Here is a 19,312-nt window from a genome sequence, read left to right on the forward strand (position 1 = left end):
CCTCGAAGCCGCCTCGGTCTGGCGAACTCAACCGGCGAGCGGGGTGGTATCAGCCCCGGACGGCATAGGTGACGTAGTCATCGTAGAGCTGCCACACCGTTCCGACCTCAGCGAAACCCGCCTGTGACAGCGCTGCGAGCCGGAAATCGACCGCGGTCGACGGAGTGGCGTCACGACCCGCGAACCGGCGCTCGCGCTCAGCGACGCGGGCGGCGTGGCCGGGACGCTCGCTCAACGAACCCCACCATCGGTCCCAGGTCTGAGCTCCGGCGGCGAAGGCCTCCTCCTGCGTGCGCCGATCGTGATCGGCGGCCCATCGGGCGATGCGCGGCGCGCGTCCGTCGAAACGGAAGTGGTCACCGTCGAGGAAGACCCCGCCCGGGCGCAGCACCTCGGTGACCTCGCCGAAGAGGCGGACGAGATCGGCCGGCCACAGCCAGTGCAGCGCCGTGGTCGACACGGCACCGGCGAAACCCTCCTCCGCCACGACCTCCCGCCAGCCGGAGGTCAGATCGGCGTCCACGATCCGCACCCGGTCGCCATAAGGTGCCAGGTAGTCGGTCGCCAGCTCCAGGAGAACCGGGTCGTAGTCCACTGCCACAATGCGCACGTTCGGTATCGCATCGAGGACGCGGGCGGCCAGCGAACCCGGCCCGCAGGCCAGGTCGAGGACCGTCGCCGATTCGTCGCCGACGACGTGGCGCAGCACATCGGTCATGACGGCGAAGCGCTGTTCTCGTTCGGCGATATAGGCGGCCTGCTGATCGTCCCAACGCCGTACGAGATCCGCGGCGGTCATGAGACGAGTCCCAGATCCCGCAGTCCCTCGGCGATCTGCTCGATGCCGTCGACGTTCCGGATCGAAGGATCCATCGTCGTGCCGCCGAGGACGATGTAGCGCCGCTCCTTGACCGCCGTCAGCTGGCTCGCGACCGGATCGGACTCCAGGAAGGCGATCTTGGCCTCCGCGCTGTCGCCATCATCGCCGCGCTCCAGATCGGCGAGCACCAGCACATCGGGATCGCGGTCGAGGATCGACTCCCAGCCGATCTCGGGCCACAGCTGGCGCTGATCCTCGAAGGCATTCGTCGCGCCGACCGCCCGGGTCATCAGCGCCGGAGCGCCACAGCATCCAGCCATGTACGGAGCACGGGTCGAGGAGTACCACCAGGCGAGGGAGACGTCATCGGCGCCGAGATCATCGGTCGCCGCCTCGGCCCGTCCGCGCAGCTCGCTCACCAGTTCATCACCGGCGTCCTGGACATCGAAGAGCTCGGCGATGTCGCCGATCTCCTCGTACATGTCGTCGAGACGGAGCTCGGTGGTCTGCTCCGCATCCTGACCGCCGCACTCGCTGGGCGACTGGTAGGTCGGCACGCCCAGTTCGTCGAACCGTTCCTGATCGCCGATGCCCTCCGCGGTGAAGGTGAACGCGAAGGTCGAGTAGACGAAGTCCGGTTCGACATCGAGCACCCGCTCCAGCGCGGGGAACTCCTCGTCGAACTTGTCGATCTTCTCGAAGTCCTCCTCGACGGCGTCGATGACCTGGGTGTCGGAGACGCCGGCCGACTCGATCCGATCGGCGAGCCCGAGGCTCAGCACGAGCTCCGTGGCGGGCTGGTTGATGACGACGGCGCGCTCGATCGGAGCATCGATCGTGACCTCGCGATCGCAGTTCTCCACGGTGATCGGGTAGCCCTCGGCGGTGCTGTCGTCACCGGAGGTGTCGGCGGTGGAGCCGCAGGCGGCGAGGACGCCGAGGGCGCCGAGGCCTGCGAGAAGGGGACGGGTTCTCATGAGGTGGTCCTTTCGGCGATGATGCGAGGACGGCGGAGGCGATCGACGGGGTGGCCCGCGATCAGGTGTTCGTCGACGATCGCTCCGGCATCGGACTCGGTGACCGGCCCGTACCAGACGTCATCGGGGTGGACGGCCACCACGGGGGCGTGATTGCAGGGGAAGAGACAGCCGGTCTGGGTGATGAGCACGTCATCGTCGCCGAGTCCGCGCTCGTTCAGCGCGGCGTCGAGCGCGCGCGTGGTGGCGGCCGAGTCCAGCGCCGAGCAGCGCGGACCCCGGCACACCAGCACGTGGTGGCGGAAGCCGGGCACGTCCTCCCATGCCTCCGAACGCAACGGCGCCTCGCGTCCGGTGACGGCCGAGGCCACGACCTCCACCTCCGTCCCGGGGTGCTCGCGCACCCAGTGCGCCGCGACACGACGGAGCCAGGACCGCGCGGGGGCGGCCCCGGCTGCGGGGAGCCGGACGAGTCGCACCCGGGCGGCGCCCTGCGCCGCGAGCCGGCTCAGCTCGGCGACCAGCGACGGCTCCCCGTGCTGCAGGTACGCGACCGAGGCCCCGGTAACCTCCGCGAGTTCAGCCAGCGCCGCGTGGTCGTTCACCGTATCGACCGCCATCGCGACGATCACGACGGGCGACGACACGCGTGCTCACCTCCCGCGACCCAGACGATCGTGCGGCGCTGAGCCACCGGATGCGTCTCCACGACGGCCTCGACCCCGTAGACATCCCGGATCAGGTCCGCGGTGAGGACATCATCGGTCGCCCCGTGAGCGACGATGCGCCCACCCTGCATGACGATCAGCTCATCGCAGTAGGCCGCCGCGAGGTCGAGATCGTGCAACGCGGCGATCGCGGTCGGGGCGGTCTCGCGGACCGTGCGCAGGAAGGCGATCTGGTGGCCGAGGTCGAGGTGATTGGTGGGCTCGTCCAGCAGCAGCACCTCGGGCTCCTGGGCGAGCGCCCGCGCGAGCTGCACCCGCTGCCGCTCACCGCCCGAGAGCGTCGCCCAGCGGCGGTGTCCCAGCTCGGCGACCCGGCCGCGATGCATCGCACGCTCGATCGTCTCGGCATCGTCGTGCGCGGCGCCGGGCCACCGGCTGCGGTGCGGGATGCGGCCGAGCTCGACGACATCACGGGCCGTGAGATCCAGGCCGGTCTCGGCATGCTGCTCCAGTAACGCCACCCGGCGGGCGCGTTCCCGCGACCGCAGGCTCGCCAAGGCCTCACCGTCGAGGGTGATCAGACCACTCGACGGCTGGTTGACCCCCGCGAGCAGATGCAGCAGCGAGGTCTTGCCGGAGCCGTTCGGCCCGATGATGCCGGTGACGAGGCCCGGCTTGAAGGCGACATCGATGCCATCGAGGATCGTCGTGCCACCAGCGGTCCAGGTGACCCCCTGCGCCGTCAGACTGCCCATCGTCCGCTCGTTCATCGTTCCTCCCCCTGGACCGAGATGTGCTCCCGATTCGTCGACCGGGACCGCACTGCGTTGACGAATATCCAGCACATCTCGGTTCTGCTGGGGCTCATGACCGGGCTCCTCTCCAGAGCAGGTAACCGAACAAGGGTGCGCCGACGAGGGCGGTGACGATGCCCACCGGAAGCTCCTGCCCTGGCACGATCGACCGGGCGATCAGATCCGCCCAGACCAGCAGCACCGCACCGCCGAGGGCGCTCGCCGGCAGCAGGATGCTGTGCCGAGGCCCCAGCACGAGACGCATGACATGCGGCACCACGAGCCCCACGAAGCCGATCGCGCCGCTGAACGAGACGAGGGCCGCGACCACGAGGGCCGTGCCGGCGAGCACGATCCAGCGGAACACCGACACGCTCACCCCCAGCGCGCTCGCCGCCACCTCGCCGAAGGCGAAGGCGTCGAGGGTCGACGAGACGGACCAGAGCAGCGCCACTGTCAGCACCGCGACGAGCAGCAAGAACACCGCCGCTCCCCACCGCACCCCGGCGACCGAGCCGAGGGTCCAGCTGAGCACCCGGCGCGCTGCATCGTGCTGGTCGCTCATCACCACCGTGAAGGAGGTATAGGCCGCGCAGACCTGCCCGACCGCGACACCGGCGAGCACCGTTCGGGCGGGGGTGAGCCGGCCACTGCGCCCCGCGGCCACGACGAGCACGATCGCGAGCGCCATCAGTGCCCCGGCGAAGGCACCGACCGTGAGGGCGGTGGTCGCGGCGAGCCCGGCCCCGAAGCCGAGGACGAGCACCGAGACGGCACCGACTGTCGCTCCCTGCGAGATGCCCAGCAGGTACGGGTCGGCCAGATCGTTGCGGGTGATCGACTGCAGCACCACACCCACGATCGCGAGACCGGCTCCCACGGCGGCGGCACCCAGCACCCGCGGCATCCGCATCTGCCATACGATCCGGTCGTCGATCGGCTCGACGGCCAGATCGGCCAACCCCAGCCGCCGTATGACCACCTCGAGCACGGTGGACAACGGCACGTGGACCGATCCGATCGCGAGCGCCGCGCCCAGCGACACCACCAGAGCCGTCGCGAGCAGGATGAGCGACCACGAACGCCGGACCCGTGGCACACTCCCCCGCCGCTGCGGGGCGGCGAGGGTCGTCACTGCGCGGTCAGCTGCTCGGCGACCGAAGATGCGCCGTCGACGAGCCGGACTCCCGGAGTCGAGGCCGAGAAGGGCACCGTCACAAAACGCTCCTGCTGGACGGCACGGAGCTGACTCAGGGCGGGGTCATTGCGCAGGAACTCGATTTTGTCCTCGGCGGTCGACCATCCGGCATCGGCGAGCACGATCACATCCGGGTCCTCGGCGACGACCTGCTCCCAGCTGACATCGGCCCAGCCGCCGTCCTGATCGCCGAAGACGTTCTCGGCACCGATCGCGTCGAGGATGAGCTGCGGCCCGCCCTGTCCGGCTCCGGCGAAGGCGGTGTCCGTACCGGAGTCGAACCAGAAGACGCGAAGCCCCTCGCCCGCGCCCTCGGCCTCGAGCTCGTCCAGCGTCTCCTGTTGATCGACGCGGATCTCCTCGGCACGGTCGGGGACTCCGAAGGCGGCGGCGACATCGTCGATCTCGCCCCACACGCTGTCCCAGCTGACCTCGGGCTTGTCATCGCCGGGGCAGCCGAGCGGGGACACATAGGTCGCGATGGCGGAGTCGGCCAGCTCCTCGCGATCACCGGCGGACTCGGCGTCGAAGGCCGAGGCATAGGAGGCGTAGATGAGATCGGGGCGCTCGGCGAGCACCGTCTCGCTGTCGGGATACGCGTCGGCGACCACGGGCACCGATTCATAGGCATCGCGCCACTTCTCGGGAATCTCGTCATCGAGATATGCGGTGCCGGCCAACTGGTCCTCGACACCCAGCGCGAGCGCCACCTCGGTGGCGCCCTGGTTCATGGTGATGGCGTTCTCGGGCCGGTCGGCGATCTCCGAGGTGAAGCCGCAGCTGGTCAGCTCGATCGGGAAGCCGGCATCGGCACCATCGCCGCCGTCGCCGGCGGTGGGAGCACCGGCGCAGCCGGTGAGGAGGAGCGCCGTCGCCGCGACAGCGAGGGTGGGGAGGGTACGGACGACCATGACAGGTCCCTTTCGTCCGAGGCTCGTACGCGAAGCCTGCAACTGGATGGATGACGCACGCGAACGTGCGGCCAGCAGGTCTTCGGACTCGGGATCGACCAGACGGAGCACCTTCCCGGGCCCAAGGCCCAGTGGCAACCTGCTCCGCCCGTCACCCTCACCGCTGCGCGTCAGTCCCGGACTCACACCGGGTTCCCTGGCTCAAGCGAGCACGACTGGCGCTCGCACTGTAACAGGAGATCAGCGAGCCGCGAGCACGCAGTCGCCGCAATAGCCTCCGCCCGGCAGCCGGTAGTACAGGCAGCAGGAGGTACGAGTGAAGACGCCGTCCACCGCGCCCGTGCCCCGTAACGGGCCGCGACCGAGGAGATTCAGGGCGGCTGCGAGGGCGCGGCCCTCGCGATCGGCCCCCGCACGTCGCAGCATCGTCACGGCTCCGAAGACCGCCGAGGCCGCGTTGCCGTCGAGGATCGTGCGCGAGACGGAGAAGTCGGCCCCGATGCGTTCCGCGAGCGGGCCGATGACCCCGGTGATCACCTCGTCGAGCGTGCGCGGCTGACCGGGTTGCACAGCGATCGGCCAGGGTCCGGAGTCCACGGGCCGCCAATGCGTCGAGAACAGGTCGATGCGCGGCGGCATCTCACCCAGTGCGAGCGAGCCCAGCACCGGGGAGACGGCTCGTGCGAACAATCCCAGGGACATGATCGAGGCAGCGACCCGATCCTCGACGTCGGCGCGGGCGCGCTCGGCGAGGGCGTCGCGGGCGTGGGCCACGCGCTCGGCGAGCACGTCATCGCGCAGACCGTCGAGAGCCAGCCAGCCTTCGCCCACGACCTCGCGCTCGACCGCGAAATACGGGCCTAGAGCGGCGAGCGGGTCCATGCTCGCAGGCTACGCGAACCGCGCGCGGGCCTGCTCGCGCTGATCCCGCGTCGGCGGGTGGGGGCGGAGGCGGCCGTCGACGAGGACGACGATCTCGTCGCTCGCCTCCGCCGCTTCGGCATCGTGGGTCGCCTGCACCACGACCCGTCCGGTGGCAGCGACACGACGCAGTACCTCGCTCAGCTCCCGGCGCACGCCGATATCGAGGCCCGACATCGGCTCGTCGAGCACCATCACCGGGGCATCGCAGACGATCGCCCGCGCCACCAGGCTGCGCTGGATCTGCCCTCCGGAGAGCTCGTCGAGACGTCGTCGCGCGAGAGGCGCGATGCCGAGATCGTCCATCGCGCCCTCCACCGCCCGGCGATCGTCACGGGTCACGCGTCGCCACGCACCTCGACGCTGCCAGGCGCCCATCGTCACCACATCGCGCACGGTGAGCGGCAGACGTGGATCGATATGGGTGCGCTGCGGGACATACGCGACCCCACCCGGTGGACGGACCACGTGACCACGATCCGGGGAGCTGATCCCGGCCATGACGTCCAGCAGTGTCGTCTTACCGGCGCCGTTCGAACCGCGCAGCGCCGTCACCTTACCGGCGGCGAAACACCAGGTGACACCCCGCAGCACCTGATGGCGTCCGTAGCCCGCATGGACCTCGCACACGTCGATCATCGGACCCCCTTTTGATAACGGTTCTCATTACATTGTAAAGTCCTCGCCGATGAACCTTCTGACCGACCCTTTCACCGTGAGCTTCGTGGGTCGCGCCGCGATCGCGGGACTTCTCGTGGCCATCGCCTGCGCCTGCGCCGGCACCTGGGTGGTGCTGCGCGGCATGGCCTTCCTCGGCGATGCGATGTCGCACGGCATGCTCCCGGGCGTCGCCCTCGCCTCCCTCGCCGGCGTGAGCCTCAGCCTCGGCGCGGGCGTCGCCGCCGCCCTGATGGCCGTGGGAGTGTCGGCATTGCAGCGGAACCGCCGCCTCGGGACCGACACCACGATCGGCCTGCTCTTCGTCGGCATGCTCGCCGCCGGCGTGATCATCGTCTCTGCCTCGGGATCCTTCGCCGTCGACATCACCGCCTTCCTCTTCGGCGAGGTGCTCGCGGTCCAGACCGGCGACCTCGTGACCCTGGCGATCGTCACCGCGGTCATCGTGGCGATGTCCGCCCTCGGCCACCGCGCCTTCCTGGTCAGCGCCCTCGACCGGCGGATCGCCCTCACCAGCGGCCTGCGTCCCGAGCTCGCCCAGCTTGCCCTGCTGACGATGTTGACCCTCGCGATCGTGGCCACCTTCAGCATCGTCGGAACGCTCCTCGTGTTCGGCATGCTCATCGCCCCTCCGGCCGCGGCAGTGCTGTGGACCTCGCGGGTGTCTCTCGCGATCGTCCTGGCCGCCACCCTCGGCGCTGTGGCCGTCACCCTCGGTCTGCTCGTCTCCTGGCACGCCGGCACAGCCGCCGGCGCGACCATCACCGCCTGCGCGGTCGCGATCTTCGCCCTGGCACTCGGACTGCGTTCCGCCTTGCCCTCTACCGCCCACACCCTCGAAAGGACCGCATGAGACCCCTCCGTCCCCTCCTCGGCGCAACCAGCATCGTCCTGGTCGCCGCCTGCTCGTCATCCCCTGTCGACGATGCCGGCCAGCAGCACGGACACGGGCACGTCGAGGGAGCCGTCGAGGAGGCCGAGGCGCAGTACCGGCTGGTGGTCGCCGATGGCGAGAGCGCGTCGGTCATCGACCTCCTCGACGCCACGAGCACGACCTTCGACCTGCCCGCCGATTCCCTGCAGACCGATGGACGCTTCGTCTACGGCCAGCGCGACGGCTCGGTGACGGTGGTCGACGCGGGCACGTGGACCTGGCCGCACGGCGACCACAACCACTACTACCGTCAGGACGCCGCCCTCCTCGGCGACGTCGAGCTGGACGCCGGCACGATCATCGGCGCCTTCGGCTCGGACACCCTCGCCGTCGGCGAGGACGGCGCGGTCACCGTCATCGACCGCGACGCTCTCGAGGACGGCGAGCTGTCGACCTCGACCGGTGAGGACATCGATGGCTCGTGCGAGGACCCCGCCGGCGCCGTGCACACCGGCGAACAGCTCGTCCTCGCCTGCGCCGCGGGGGCCCTGATCGTCGAGGACGACACGACCGAGCTCGTGGAATACCCCGGCGAGGGACGGGCGCATGACGTCCGTCAGCGGCCTCGCGCCACGGAGCTCGCCGCGGTCATCGACGACAGCGTGGCCGTGCTCGATCTCAACGACCGGACCTGGACGACCTTCGAGAGTCCCTCACCCCTCACGGCCGTCGCACTCGGCGCCGATCTCGGCGTGCTCGTCCTCGGTGAGGACGGCACGTTGCGGCACTACTCCCTGACCGGTGAGCAGCTCGCTGAGCGACCCCTCATCGAGCACCCGGACCCCGAGAACCCTCCCGCAATCGTCGCCGACAGCTCCCGCGCCTATGTGAACGACTCCGAGGCCTCAGTGGTACACGAGATCGACTACGCCGACGGCCTGCGCATCGCCCGAGGCATCCAGACCGGGGACGTCGCCCCGCTGCATCTGGTGGAGACGGGATCGTGACCCGTCGACTGGCCTCGCTCGCGGGCTGTGCCGCGATGGCGGTCGGCGCCCTCGCCGCCTGCGGCGACGGTCCCACGGACGGCGGCGTAGTGGTCACCACCAATATCCTCGGCGATGTCGTGCGAGAGGTCGCCGGCGACGATGTCGAGGTCACCGTGCTCATGCCGGCCGGGGCCGACCCGCACTCCTTCGAGATCTCCGCCCAGCAGGCCGCAGCCGTCGAGAGCGCCGACCTCGTGGTCAGCAACGGCCTCGGCCTCGAAGAAGGCGTCCAGCATGTCGTCGACGCCGCCGAGGCGCAGGGTGTGCCGGTGCTGGCGGTCGGCGACCTCGTCGATCCGCTGGAGTACCGGGAGGATGCCTCGGCCGGACAACTCGACCCGCATTTCTGGACCGACCCCGCCCGTATGAGCCTCGCGGTGGAGCACCTGACCGAGGCGCTGGAGGAGCACGCGGGCGTGGACCCCGCCGAGAACGCCGCGGCCTATCTCGACGAGCTAGACGCCCTCGATCGGCACATGGGCGATGCCTTCGATGCCATCCCCGCGGACCGTCGGAGCCTGGTCACCAATCACCACGTCCTCGGCTACCTCGCCGACCGCTACGACTTCGAGGTCATCGGCGCGGTGATCCCCAGCGGCACCACCCTCGCCTCGCCGAGTGCCGCGGACCTCGACTCGCTCGCCACCGCGATCACCCAGAACGACGTGCCCGCGATCTTCGCCGACTCATCGCAGCCCGATCGGCTGGCCCAGGTGCTCGCCGACACCGCCGACATCGAGGTCGAGGTCGTCTCGCTGTACTCCGAGTCGCTCACCGCCGAGGGCGAGGCGGCCACCTACCTGGGGATGATGCGCGCCAATACCGACGCCATCGCCTCCGCACTGTCCTGACGCACCCATCCACGAAGGAGTTATACCCATGACCAGACGACATGCGATCCTGCCGCTCGCGCTCGCCGCCACGCTCGCACTCGCCGCGTGCGGCAGCGAATCGGAGACCGACGAGGCCGGAGACCACGGCCACGACCACGGCGGCGGATCCATCGACCATCCGGTCGCCGTCACCTACGACGGCGGCATCCTCCTGCTCGACGGCGAGACCCTCGAGGTCGAGAAGGACATCGAGCTCGAGGGCTTCAACCGCCTCAACCCGGCCGGCACCGATGACCACATCCTGGTCTCGACATCCGAGGGCTTCCAGGTCCTCGATGCCACCGCGGGCGAACTCACCGACCTCGTCTTCGAGGCCGACACGCCCGGTCACGTAGTCCGGCACGCGGACAAGGCGGTGTTGTTCGCCGACGGCACCGGCGAGATCACCGTGTTCGATCCGCACGGCCTCGACCACGGCGAGATGCCCGAGACCGAGACCTACTCGACCCCCGAGGCGCACCATGGCGTCGCGATCGTATTGGAGAACGGCGACCTGCTCACCTCCCTCGGCGACAGCGAGACCCGGGTCGGGGCCCGCGTGGTGGACGCGGACGGCGAGGAGGTCGCCCGCTCCGAGGAGTGCCCCGGCGTGCACGGCGAGGCGACCGCGCGCGACGAGGTGGTCGTGATCGGTTGCGAGGACGGTCTGCTGACCTATGCCGACGGCGAGTTCACCAAGATCGACAGCCCCACCGAGTACGGCCGCATCGGCAACCAGGCCGGCTCGGACACGTCCTCGGTGGTGCTCGGCGACTACAAGCAGGATCCCGATGCCGAGCTGGAGCGCCCGACGCAGGTGTCGCTGACCGACACCGCCACCGGCGAACTGACCCTGGTGGACCTGCCCTCGAGCTACACCTTCCGCTCGCTGGCCCGGGGCCACGACGGTGAGGCACTTGTTCTCGGCACCGATGGTGCGATCCACGTGATCGACCCGGAGTCCGCCGAGATCACCGACTCGATCCCGGTGCTCGACGAGGAGTGGACCGAGCCGCTCGACTGGCAGCAGCCGCGGCCGGCGATCTTCGTGCGCGAGCACACCGCCTATGTGAGCGATCCGGCCAACCAGCAGCTCCACGCGGTGGACCTGGACTCCGGCGAGATCACCGCCACGGTCGATCTCGATGTTGCCCCCAATGAGCTCAGCGGGGTGCTCCACTCCCACTGAGAAGATAGACTCACCGGTGTGCGGCATTTCATGTCGCACACCGGTGAGTCGAGGAGTCCCCATGAAGACTGTCCGCAAGCCGCTGCCGATGAGCAGCACAGACCTCACCCTCGTTCAGTCCGTACGCGAGGATCCGGCCTATCGGGAGGCATTAGCGGCGGCCAGCGGCCGCAGCCTCGGCGACCATCCCAGCGAGGCGAGCGTGTTACGCGCGATCTTCGAGGCGGGCGCCGCCTCCGTTCGCGAACATGTCGAGGCAGTTGGCTACGCCGAACTCGGCGCCCAACGTGGTACGGAATCACGCCGTATCGCCCGACGCCGCCGGCCTGCCTGGGCTGACGAGGACTGACATGGCCTACGCGCGGGGCCAGATCCTCCACGTCCAGTTCGAGCACATCGATGAGCCCAAACTCATGCTGGTGGTCTCCAACAACATGCGGAACCAGAAGCTCGGCTCTGTCCTCGCCGTCCGCTTGACCACCACACGCAAACCCCGGTTGCCGAGCATCGTGGACCTCGGGGACGCCTCCGAGTCCGTCCATGGCCACATCGTGTGTGACGACATCGTCGAGGTCTATGACGACGAGGTGCTGACGGTCCGAACGTCTCTGTCTCCCACGACGATGTCCCGCGTCGACTCGGCGCTGGCGGCGGCACTCGCACTTCCGCCACCAGGTGACGTGGCACCATGACCCGGTGACCTCCCGCACCCGATCGGACCGGTGCCCCGGCGTTTTCCGGCCATGGATCGCCGACGACGGCGCGCTCGTCAGGCTCCGCTTGGCGGGCGCGCCGCTGCATCGTTTGCACGACCTCGTCGCGATCGCCGAGCGCTGGGGGGATGGAGCGCTGCACCTGACATCGCGAGCCAATCTGCAGATCCGCGGCGTGTCCCATGAGGACGGCTGCGTGCCTGCCGCCTTCGTCGAGGCGGTCACTGAGGCCGGTCTGCTGCCCTTCCCCGCACATGAGCTGATCCGCAATATCGAGATCTCGCCGATGTCCGGCCGCGCGGGTGGCCGCGCTGATGTGCGTCCCGTCGCCGCCGAGCTCGATCGACTGCTCTGCTCCGAGCACGCCCTCGCCGCACTTCCCGGGCGGTTCCTCTTCGTGCTCGACGACGGACGCGGCGATGTCGCCTGGCGCCCGCTCGATCTCGGTCTCCTCGCGCTCGATGACGACAGCGTCCAGCTCAGGATCGGCGACGAGGGGTGGGGGCCGGTCGTGACCATCGGCGAGGCCGCCTCCGCCCTCGCCGAGCTCGCCCGCGACTTCATCGACGCCCGCGGCACCGGACCGGACGCTCCATGGCACGTCGACGAGCTGGACCGCGCGCTCTGCCCGGGTGCGACCCGCGATCCGCGGACCCGGGTGTCGGCCGAGCCGTGGCCACCCGGCATCATCGAGCAGCACGACGGTCGCGTGGCGCGACACGTCCCGATCCCCGAGGGACGTCTCGACCGCACCGCCGCGCAGTCACTGCCCGATGAGGTCATCGTGACCCCGTGGCGCAGCGTGATCGTCCCCGACCAGGAGCCGCAATGACTATCCGCCCGAGCCGGCACTACGACTACATCGACGACGGACCCGCCATCTACGTCGACTCCTTCGCCACGATCCGCGCCGAGTCCGATCTGTCGCGCATCCCGGCGGATGCCGAGAAGGTCGCCGTGCGGATGATCCACGGCACAGGGCAGACGGATCTCACCCGCGATCTGGAGATCCACCCGCGCCTGATGACGGCCGCGCGCGGCGCGCTGCAGGCCGGCGCCCCCATCCTCACCGATGCGCACATGGTCGCCTCCGGCGTGACCCGGGCACGCCTCCCCCGGGACAACGAGGTGATCTGCCTGTTGCGCGATCCGGCGGTGCCCGACCTCGCGCGCAGCTTCGGCACGACCCGATCGGCGGCGGCGGTATCGCTGTGGGAGCCGCATCTGGACGGCGCGGTCGTGGCCATCGGCAACGCCCCCACCGCCCTCTTCCACCTCCTGGAGATGCTCATCGACGGTGCCCCCCGCCCGGCGGCGATCGTCGGTGTGCCCGTGGGCTTCATCGGGGCGGCGGAATCCAAGCAGGCGCTATCGAGCCTCGCGGACGATCACGGCATCGACATCCCCTATGTGACGGTGCACGGCCGCCGGGGCGGATCGGCCATGGCCGCCTCCGCCCTCAACGCCCTCGCCCAGGAGCGCGAATGAGCGCCGGGCGACTGTGGGGGGTCGGTCTCGGACCAGGCGACCCCGAACTGATCACCCGCAAGGCGGCCCGGCTCATCGCGTCCGCCGATGTCGTCGCCTATCACCAGGGGCCGGGCAAGCGCTCCAATGCTCGCCGGATCGCCGATCAGCTGATCTCCCCCGGAGTCGCCGAGGAGGTGCTCGAATACCCGGTCACCACGGGCACCACGCAGCACCCCGGCGGCTATGCCGGTGCGATGGCCGATTTCTATGAGGAGTGCGCGTCACGGCTCGCCGCACATCTGGAAGCCGGACGCGATGTCGTCGTACTCGCCGAGGGTGATCCGCTGTTCTACGGCTCCTATATGTACGTCCACGATCGGCTCTCGGATCGCTACGTGACCGAGGTGGTCCCCGGCGTGCCGGCCTTCGCCGCCGCGACCGCGCTCGCCGCCACCCCCCTGGTGCGACAGACCGATGTGCTCACCGTCCTCCCGGGCACCCTCCCCACCCCGGAGCTCGCCCGTCGGCTGGCCGATACCGATGGCGCGATCATCATGAAGCTCGGACGCACCTTCGGATCGGTGGTCGAGGCGCTGCGCCAGGCCGGCCGGCTCGACGACGCCCTCTACGTCGAGCGCGCGTCGATGCCCGAGCAGCGGTGGCTGCCGGTGCGGGATGTCGACCCGGCGGCTGTGCCCTATTTCTCGCTCATCGTCGTGCCCGGGGACTCGGTGGGTGCCCGATACGATGCGCCGACGCCAGTCGATGTCTCCTCCGCCCCGGAGGCCGAGCTGCTCGTCGTCGGCTTGGGCCCGGGACCGGACCGGTGGATCACCGCCGAGGTGACGGCCGCCCTGGCCGAGGTCGACCACGTGGTCGGCTACGGACCCTATGTCGAGCGGGTTCCCCAACGCGAGGGACTCACGCGTCATGTCTCCGGCAACACCGTCGAGGTCGACCGGGCCCGGCTGGCCCTGGATCTGGCGGCCCGTGGCGAGCGGGTGGCCGTCGTGTCCGGCGGCGATGCGGGGGTCTTCGGCATGGCCTCGGCGGTCTTCGAGGCGGCCGAGGATCCCGCCTACGCGGCCGTCCCGATTCGTATTCTGCCCGGCGTCTCGGCCGTGCAGGCCGTCGCGGCCAAGGCCGGCGCGCCGGTGGGCGCGGACTTCGCGGTCGTCAGCCTCTCCGATCGCCTCAAGCCGTGGGAGGTCGTGGCCGGACGTCTCGACCACATCGCCCAGGCCGACCTCGTGCTCGCGGTCTACAACCCGGCCTCGCGGTCGCGCACGACACAGGTGAGCGAGTTGCGCGACATCATGCTGCGGCACCGCGCGCCGGAGACGGTGGTCGTGGTGGGTCGCGATATCGGCCGGGCCGAGGAGTCGCTGACCGTGACCACCCTCGGCGAGTTCGACCCCACGGCGATCGACATGAAGTGCCTCGTCATCGTCGGCGCCTCCAGCACCCGCGTCACCCAGGCCGGTCAGGTCTGGTCTCCCCGCTTCGTCCGCTGACGCGGGCTGTCAGAAATCCCCGGCGAGACACTCACCCGGCTGCCCCGTGATCTCGGCGATCAGGTCGAAGTCCTGATCGAGGTGGAGAACGGTCAGCCCGGAGCGCTCGGCGATGGCGGCGATCAGGAGGTCCGGGATCTTCGCCGCCCGGTGATGACCCCGCCCGGCCAACAATCCCTGGACCTCGATCGCACGTTCTTCCATCGCCACCGTCACCGACTCGAGACGCAGCTTGGACACTGGTGGTCGCCTGATGACCGTGGACCAGTCAGCCCCAGCCGCCGTTGGGGTTGATGACGTGTCGCGTCACGCGAGGGAACCCGCGGTCAGCGACGTTTGAGGGAACGATCGCGGGACACGGCGTAGAGGAAGGACTCGCCGTCGCCATGGCGGGCCAGGGCGGGTCCGACGAGGATGACGGCCGCCTGCCGCACCCCCGCCGACGCCACCTGATCGCCGATATCGGCCAGCGTCCCGCGCAGCACCAGTTCATCGGGCTGGCTCGCGCGGAAGACCACGACCACCGGGCACGCCGGACCGTAGTGGGGCGCCAGCTTCTCGGCCAGCTCGCCCGTGCGCGTGATCGCGAGATGCAGCACCAGCGTGGCGCCGGTGGCGGCGAAGTTCTCCAGGGCCTCACTCTCGGGCATCGCGGTCGATCGTGCCTGAGCACGCGTCAGGACCACCGACTGGACGAGCTCGGGCACCGTCAGCTCAGCCCCGACGAGGGCGGCGGCCGCCGCATAGGCCGGAACACCGGGGGTGACATCCCACGGCACCCCCTGCGCATCGAGGCGACGGGTCTGCTCGGCCAGCGCCGAGTACACCGAGGGATCCCCGGAGCACAGCCGCACCACGTTGAGGCCCGCACCGTACGCGGCGACGATCTGCTCGATGATCCGGTCGAGGTCGAGATCCTGGGTGTCGACGAGGCGAGCGTCCTCACGGCAGTGTTCCAGCACCGCGTCGAGATAGGTGCCGGCGTAGAGGCATACATCGGCCTCGGCCAACAGACGCGCGGCACGGACGGTGAGGAGGTCCGCCGCGCCCGGCCCAGCCCCGACGAAGTGGACCGTCACCGCTTGATCGCCGACCACTGGGTGACGGCACGCGCCGGGGTCCATCCGGTGAAGCCGCCGATCGGCTCGGCGTGCTCGATGCTGATCCGGGTCAGCTCACCACCCTCGTGACGACCGTGCCACGAGGCGAGCAGCGACTCGGTCTCCAGCGTGACCCCGTGCGCCACGAACCGGCCGGCCGGCACCAACGCCTCCCACGCCGCATCGAGCACGCCCTCACGCGTCGCGCCTCCCCCGACGAAGACCGCATCCGGCCGCGGGAGATCGGCGAGCGCCTCCGGGGCGGTGCCTTCGACGATCTCGAGCTCGGGCACGCCGAGACGCTCGGCATTGCGGCGGATCCGCGCAGCGCGCTCGGGGTGACGCTCGATCGCCACCGCACGGTTGCGGGGATGGGCGCGCATCCACTCGATCACGACGGACCCGGCTCCCGCGCCGACATCCCACAGCAGCTCCCCGGCGCGGGGCGCCAGCCGGGCGAGGGCGCTGGCCCGCACATCGCGCTTGGTGAGCTGACCGTCATTCTCGAAGGCGTCGTCGTCGAGGCCAGCGGTGCGCGACCACCACGGCCCCGGCCCGTCGCACTCGATCGCGAGCACGGTCAGCGGAGGCGTCTTGCCGTGCCACATCCGGGCGAGGGCGTCGCGCCGGGACTCATCGGCGGATCCGAGATCGGACAGCGCGGTGATGCGGCTCTCGCCGAAGCCGGCGGCGGTGAGGATGGCCGCGACGTGGGTGGCGGTGGTGGAGTCGGAGACCAGGACGAGGAGGCGGGCACCGGGCTCCAGATGGCGCAGCAGCCGGTAGGCATCGCGGCCGACCAGGCTCACCCAGGAGGTGCTCTCGGCCGACCAACGCATCGCCGCGCGCGCCAGGGTGACCGAGGAGACGGCCGGTTGCACGTCCTCGATCGCCTCGGGGCCGAGCACGTCGAGGAGCGTCGAGCCGATCCCCGACAAGAAAGGATCGCCTGAGGCGAGCACCACCGTGGCGCGCGAGGACAGTTCATCAGCCCAGGACCCGAGGCCCGCACGCAGCGGCGAGGGAAGCTCGCGCTGCTCGGCCCCGATACTCGACGGCAGGAGCCCGAGCTGGCGCGAGCTGCCGATCACCAGATCGGCTCGCTCCAGTGCGGCACGCGCCCTCGGCGCCAGCCCGTCCCATCCGTCGGCTCCGATCCCGACCACGGTCACAGTCATGGCCGCCACTGTAACGAGGACGCGCAGAGTCCTCGGCCCGTGGCGGCGCGAACACGGGTAGGGATGATGATGCCTTCCGGTCGCCATAGCCGCCGCGACGCATCATCATCGGTGCGGACTGAGACGGATGATGATGCCTTCGGGTCGTCATGGCGACCGCAATGCATCATCATCGGTCCGCACCCGCCTCACCCCGGGAGCGACTGAGGGATCGGCTACGCTGGCGCACGCAGCCCGAGGTGCCTCCATGGGAGGAGAATCTGGGAATCCGGTGCAAGTCCGGAACAGGGCCCGCTGCGGTGACCCGTCGAAGGGCGGGAAGTCCGAAGACCGGCCTCGTGCTGCGGGGCGACGCGACCGCGTCGCCGACCCGAATGGCACGACGAGCGGGAGCCCCACATGCCAGCACGTTTTCCTTTCTGTGCCGTCGCCGGAGCCGACGACATGGCACTCGCCCTCACCCTCGCCGCGATCGCCCCGGACCTCGGTGGCGTCCTCGTGCGAGGTGAGAAGGGCACGGCCAAGTCCACGATGGTCCGCGCCCTCGCCGATGTCCTGCCGCCGATCGAGGTGGTCAGCGGAGACCGGTTCAGCAGCGATCCGCGCGATCCCTCGAGCCCGGACGGCCCCTTCGGCCCCGATCCGGCCACCGAGGAGCGACCCGTGCGGCTGGTCGAACTGCCCGTCGGCGCGACGGATGACCGTGTCCTCGGTTCGCTGCACCTGCACACCGCGCTCGCCGAGGGCCGCGCCGAGTTCGAGCCCGGCCTGCTGGCCAAGGCACACCGCGGCATCCTCTACGTCGACGAGGTCAATCTCCTGCACGACCATCTCGTCGACCTGCTGCTCGACGCCGCCGCGATGGGGCGGGCCACGGTGGAGCGCGACGGCATGTCGGTCGAGTACGCGGCGCGCTTCGTCCTCGTCGGCACGATGAACCCCGAAGAGGGCGAGCTGCGGCCGCAGCTGCTGGACCGGTTCGGCCTGACCGTCGACGTCGCCGCTCCCCGCGACCCCGAGCTGCGTGCCGAGATCGTCCGCCGCCGGCTGGCCTTCGACGCCGACCCCGAGGGCTTCGCGGCACGCTACGCCGACGACGAGCAGGAGCTGCGCGAGCGCATCACCACCGCGCAGAAGCTGTTGCTGGAGGTTGAGCTGACCGATGCCGTGCTCACCCGCATCGCCGAGATCTGCGCCGCCTTCGACGTGGACGGCATGCGCGCGGACATCGTCACCGCCAAGGCCGCCGCCGCGCACGCCGCCTGGCAGGGGCGCACCGCGATCGACCGCGACGACATCGCCGTCGCAGCACGCCTCGCGCTGCCCCACCGACGGCGACGCAATCCCTTCGACGCCCCCGGCATCGACGAGCAGGAGCTCGAGGACCTGCTCGGTGACGACGAGCCGGACGATCCGCAGGGCCCCGATGACGACACCGATCCCGACGGGGGCGGAGGCGGTGCCCCCGATCCCGGCCAGCCCGATGACGGCCCGGGTGAGGATGCCGCCGCTCCCCCGCCGCCGAACGGCGCGGGCGACGAGCAGGCCCCCGCGCCCACCTCCCAGGTACGCGCCGGGGAGGCTCAGCGCACCAAGACCTTCCGCGTCGCCGGCGTGGGCCGTGGCCAGGCCGGCCGCCGTTCCCGCGCCATCACCGACACCGGCCGTCGCATCGGCGCCTCCCCGGCTGCCGATGGCGGAGCCGTCGACCTCGGCGCCACCATCCGAGCGGCCATCCCCCACCAGGGCGTCCGCGGACGCACCGCGGGGCCGCTACGTCTCGCAGGTGACGACCTGCGCGTCGCCGTGAAGGAGGGGCGCGAAAGCAATCTCGTGTTGCTGTGCGTCGATGCCTCCGGGTCGATGGCCGCCCGCAAGCGGATGGCCCAGGTCAAGACCGCCGTCGTCTCGCTGCTGCTCGACGCGTACCAGCGCCGCGACAAGGTCGCGCTCGTCACCTTCCGCGGCGACCGCGGCGAGCTCGTGCTGCCGCCGACCGGCTCGGTCGACGTGGCCAAGGCCCGCCTCGACGACGTCCCGGCGGGCGGTCGGACCCCGCTGGCCGAGGGCCTGACCCAGGCCGCCGACGTGATCCGCCGCGAGCGGCTCCGCGACCCGAGGCGGCGTCCGCTGCTCGTGGTCGTGACCGACGGCAGGGCCACGCACGGCAGTGATGCCATCGCCCGTGCGCGTCGTGTGGCACAGCACCTCGCCGCCTCGGATGTCCACGCCCTCGTCGTGGACTGTGAGACCGGCCGCTTCACCCTCGGTCTCGCCCGCGAGCTCGCCGGGCACCTCGGTGCCGACTACGTCCCCCTCGGCGAGGTGACGGCCGACGGCCTCACCTCGGCGATCTCCGCCCATCTGCCCGAGAAGGCGGCCTGAC

Annotated in this window: 20 protein-coding genes, 1 pseudogene and 2 riboswitches; of the genes and pseudogenes, 10 read left to right on the forward strand and 11 right to left on the reverse strand. The window is 70.5% G+C overall.

What is annotated here, in order from left to right:
- Positions 1–49: 49 nt before the first annotated feature.
- From BHE97_RS16410 to aztA, 8 genes and pseudogenes are all read right to left on the reverse strand, one after another.
- Entirely contained in the window at positions 50–799 is a 750-nt protein-coding gene (locus tag BHE97_RS16410) for a class I SAM-dependent methyltransferase (RefSeq protein WP_087625118.1), read from the reverse strand.
- Positions 796–1,797 (reverse strand): ABC transporter substrate-binding protein, encoded by a 1,002-nt coding sequence (locus BHE97_RS16415; RefSeq protein ID WP_087625119.1) that lies wholly within the window; start codon positions 1,795–1,797, stop codon positions 796–798. The genes BHE97_RS16410 and BHE97_RS16415 overlap by 4 nt, the downstream gene beginning before the upstream one ends.
- Positions 1,794–2,444 carry a (2Fe-2S) ferredoxin domain-containing protein gene (locus BHE97_RS16420; RefSeq protein ID WP_087625120.1) on the reverse strand — a complete coding sequence of 217 codons (651 nt, stop codon included), beginning with the start codon at positions 2,442–2,444 and terminating at the stop codon, positions 1,794–1,796. The genes BHE97_RS16415 and BHE97_RS16420 overlap by 4 nt, the downstream gene beginning before the upstream one ends.
- Positions 2,445–2,707: 263 nt before the next feature.
- A pseudogene (locus BHE97_RS20800) lies at positions 2,708–3,235 on the reverse strand (ABC transporter ATP-binding protein); the annotation flags it as partial.
- 94 nt (positions 3,236–3,329) lie between these two features.
- Positions 3,330–4,394, reverse strand: coding sequence for an iron chelate uptake ABC transporter family permease subunit (locus BHE97_RS16430; RefSeq protein WP_236757749.1), 1,065 nt, complete (start codon positions 4,392–4,394; stop codon positions 3,330–3,332).
- Positions 4,391–5,368, reverse strand: a complete 978-nt coding sequence (locus BHE97_RS16435; RefSeq protein WP_087625122.1) for an ABC transporter substrate-binding protein — start codon at positions 5,366–5,368, stop codon at positions 4,391–4,393. Before BHE97_RS16435 ends, BHE97_RS16430 begins: the two co-directional genes overlap by 4 nt.
- A gap of 55 nt (positions 5,369–5,423) precedes the next feature.
- A riboswitch (cobalamin riboswitch) is annotated at positions 5,424–5,603 on the reverse strand.
- Positions 5,604–5,608: 5 nt separating this feature from the next.
- Entirely contained in the window at positions 5,609–6,250 is a 642-nt protein-coding gene (locus BHE97_RS16440; protein WP_087625123.1) for a (2Fe-2S)-binding protein, read from the reverse strand.
- Between the two features lie 9 nt (positions 6,251–6,259).
- A complete protein-coding gene (gene aztA, locus BHE97_RS16445) occupies positions 6,260–6,928 on the reverse strand; it encodes a zinc ABC transporter ATP-binding protein AztA (RefSeq protein ID WP_087625124.1) in 669 nt (222 codons plus the stop codon).
- A 49-nt stretch (positions 6,929–6,977) separates the two neighbouring features.
- On the opposite strand from aztA, the gene aztB reads away from it, so the two are divergent.
- From aztB to BHE97_RS16490, 9 genes are all read left to right on the forward strand, one after another.
- Positions 6,978–7,820 (forward strand): zinc ABC transporter permease AztB, encoded by an 843-nt coding sequence (aztB, locus tag BHE97_RS16450; RefSeq protein ID WP_087625125.1) that lies wholly within the window; start codon positions 6,978–6,980, stop codon positions 7,818–7,820.
- Positions 7,817–8,848 (forward strand): hypothetical protein, encoded by a 1,032-nt coding sequence (locus BHE97_RS16455; RefSeq protein ID WP_087625126.1) that lies wholly within the window; start codon positions 7,817–7,819, stop codon positions 8,846–8,848. Before aztB ends, BHE97_RS16455 begins: the two co-directional genes overlap by 4 nt.
- Complete coding sequence (gene aztC, locus BHE97_RS16460) at positions 8,845–9,741, forward strand: zinc ABC transporter substrate-binding protein AztC (protein WP_236757750.1); 897 nt, start codon at positions 8,845–8,847, stop codon at positions 9,739–9,741. Before BHE97_RS16455 ends, aztC begins: the two co-directional genes overlap by 4 nt.
- A gap of 28 nt (positions 9,742–9,769) precedes the next feature.
- Positions 9,770–10,951, forward strand: coding sequence for a zinc metallochaperone AztD (gene aztD / locus BHE97_RS16465; protein ID WP_087625127.1), 1,182 nt, complete (start codon positions 9,770–9,772; stop codon positions 10,949–10,951).
- A 61-nt stretch (positions 10,952–11,012) separates the two neighbouring features.
- Positions 11,013–11,300, forward strand: coding sequence for a hypothetical protein (locus tag BHE97_RS16470; RefSeq protein ID WP_087625128.1), 288 nt, complete (start codon positions 11,013–11,015; stop codon positions 11,298–11,300).
- Between the two features lies 1 nt (position 11,301).
- Entirely contained in the window at positions 11,302–11,643 is a 342-nt protein-coding gene (locus tag BHE97_RS16475) for a type II toxin-antitoxin system PemK/MazF family toxin (protein ID WP_087625129.1), read from the forward strand.
- 4 nt (positions 11,644–11,647) lie between these two features.
- The gene (locus tag BHE97_RS16480) at positions 11,648–12,496 is read left to right on the forward strand and encodes a sulfite reductase subunit beta (protein WP_087625130.1); all 849 of its coding nucleotides are present in this window, start codon (positions 11,648–11,650) and stop codon (positions 12,494–12,496) included.
- A complete protein-coding gene (locus tag BHE97_RS16485) occupies positions 12,493–13,152 on the forward strand; it encodes a precorrin-8X methylmutase (RefSeq protein WP_087625131.1) in 660 nt (219 codons plus the stop codon). The genes BHE97_RS16480 and BHE97_RS16485 overlap by 4 nt, the downstream gene beginning before the upstream one ends.
- The gene (locus BHE97_RS16490; RefSeq protein ID WP_087625132.1) at positions 13,149–14,648 is read left to right on the forward strand and encodes a precorrin-2 C(20)-methyltransferase; all 1,500 of its coding nucleotides are present in this window, start codon (positions 13,149–13,151) and stop codon (positions 14,646–14,648) included. The genes BHE97_RS16485 and BHE97_RS16490 overlap by 4 nt, the downstream gene beginning before the upstream one ends.
- 9 nt (positions 14,649–14,657) lie before the next feature.
- Here the strand turns inward: BHE97_RS16490 and BHE97_RS16495 are convergent, their stop codons facing one another.
- The 3 genes from BHE97_RS16495 to cbiE all read right to left on the reverse strand — a co-directional run bounded on the left by BHE97_RS16495 (position 14,658) and on the right by cbiE (position 16,926).
- Positions 14,658–14,888 (reverse strand): PIN domain-containing protein, encoded by a 231-nt coding sequence (locus tag BHE97_RS16495; RefSeq protein WP_087625133.1) that lies wholly within the window; start codon positions 14,886–14,888, stop codon positions 14,658–14,660.
- An 86-nt stretch (positions 14,889–14,974) separates the two neighbouring features.
- The gene (cobM, locus tag BHE97_RS16500; RefSeq protein WP_087625154.1) at positions 14,975–15,727 is read right to left on the reverse strand and encodes a precorrin-4 C(11)-methyltransferase; all 753 of its coding nucleotides are present in this window, start codon (positions 15,725–15,727) and stop codon (positions 14,975–14,977) included.
- Complete coding sequence (gene cbiE, locus BHE97_RS16505; protein WP_087625134.1) at positions 15,724–16,926, reverse strand: precorrin-6y C5,15-methyltransferase (decarboxylating) subunit CbiE; 1,203 nt, start codon at positions 16,924–16,926, stop codon at positions 15,724–15,726. Before cbiE ends, cobM begins: the two co-directional genes overlap by 4 nt.
- A 220-nt stretch (positions 16,927–17,146) precedes the next feature.
- Positions 17,147–17,280, forward strand: a riboswitch (cobalamin riboswitch).
- 45 nt (positions 17,281–17,325) lie between these two features.
- On the opposite strand from cbiE, the gene BHE97_RS16510 reads away from it, so the two are divergent.
- Positions 17,326–19,311 carry a VWA domain-containing protein gene (locus tag BHE97_RS16510; RefSeq protein WP_087625135.1) on the forward strand — a complete coding sequence of 662 codons (1,986 nt, stop codon included), beginning with the start codon at positions 17,326–17,328 and terminating at the stop codon, positions 19,309–19,311.
- The last annotated feature ends 1 nt before the right edge of the window (position 19,312 follow it).

Source organism: Aeromicrobium sp. PE09-221, from assembly GCF_002174305.1.
GTDB lineage: Bacteria > Actinomycetota > Actinomycetes > Propionibacteriales > Nocardioidaceae > Aeromicrobium.

Coding starts and splice junctions, on each gene's coding strand:
- BHE97_RS16440 (WP_087625123.1), bottom strand. CDS start 6,250: ATGGACCCGCTCGCCGCTCTAGGCCCGTATTTCGCGGTCGAGCGCGAG.
- BHE97_RS16475 (WP_087625129.1), top strand. CDS start 11,302: ATGGCCTACGCGCGGGGCCAGATCCTCCACGTCCAGTTCGAGCACATC.
- aztD (WP_087625127.1), top strand. CDS start 9,770: ATGACCAGACGACATGCGATCCTGCCGCTCGCGCTCGCCGCCACGCTC.
- BHE97_RS16410 (WP_087625118.1), bottom strand. CDS start 799: ATGACCGCCGCGGATCTCGTACGGCGTTGGGACGATCAGCAGGCCGCC.
- BHE97_RS16510 (WP_087625135.1), top strand. CDS start 17,326: ATGCCAGCACGTTTTCCTTTCTGTGCCGTCGCCGGAGCCGACGACATG.
- BHE97_RS16485 (WP_087625131.1), top strand. CDS start 12,493: ATGACTATCCGCCCGAGCCGGCACTACGACTACATCGACGACGGACCC.
- BHE97_RS16470 (WP_087625128.1), top strand. CDS start 11,013: ATGAAGACTGTCCGCAAGCCGCTGCCGATGAGCAGCACAGACCTCACC.
- aztB (WP_087625125.1), top strand. CDS start 6,978: ATGAACCTTCTGACCGACCCTTTCACCGTGAGCTTCGTGGGTCGCGCC.
- aztA (WP_087625124.1), bottom strand. CDS start 6,928: ATGATCGACGTGTGCGAGGTCCATGCGGGCTACGGACGCCATCAGGTG.
- BHE97_RS16415 (WP_087625119.1), bottom strand. CDS start 1,797: ATGAGAACCCGTCCCCTTCTCGCAGGCCTCGGCGCCCTCGGCGTCCTC.
- BHE97_RS16490 (WP_087625132.1), top strand. CDS start 13,149: ATGAGCGCCGGGCGACTGTGGGGGGTCGGTCTCGGACCAGGCGACCCC.
- BHE97_RS16455 (WP_087625126.1), top strand. CDS start 7,817: ATGAGACCCCTCCGTCCCCTCCTCGGCGCAACCAGCATCGTCCTGGTC.
- BHE97_RS16435 (WP_087625122.1), bottom strand. CDS start 5,368: ATGGTCGTCCGTACCCTCCCCACCCTCGCTGTCGCGGCGACGGCGCTC.
- cbiE (WP_087625134.1), bottom strand. CDS start 16,926: ATGACTGTGACCGTGGTCGGGATCGGAGCCGACGGATGGGACGGGCTG.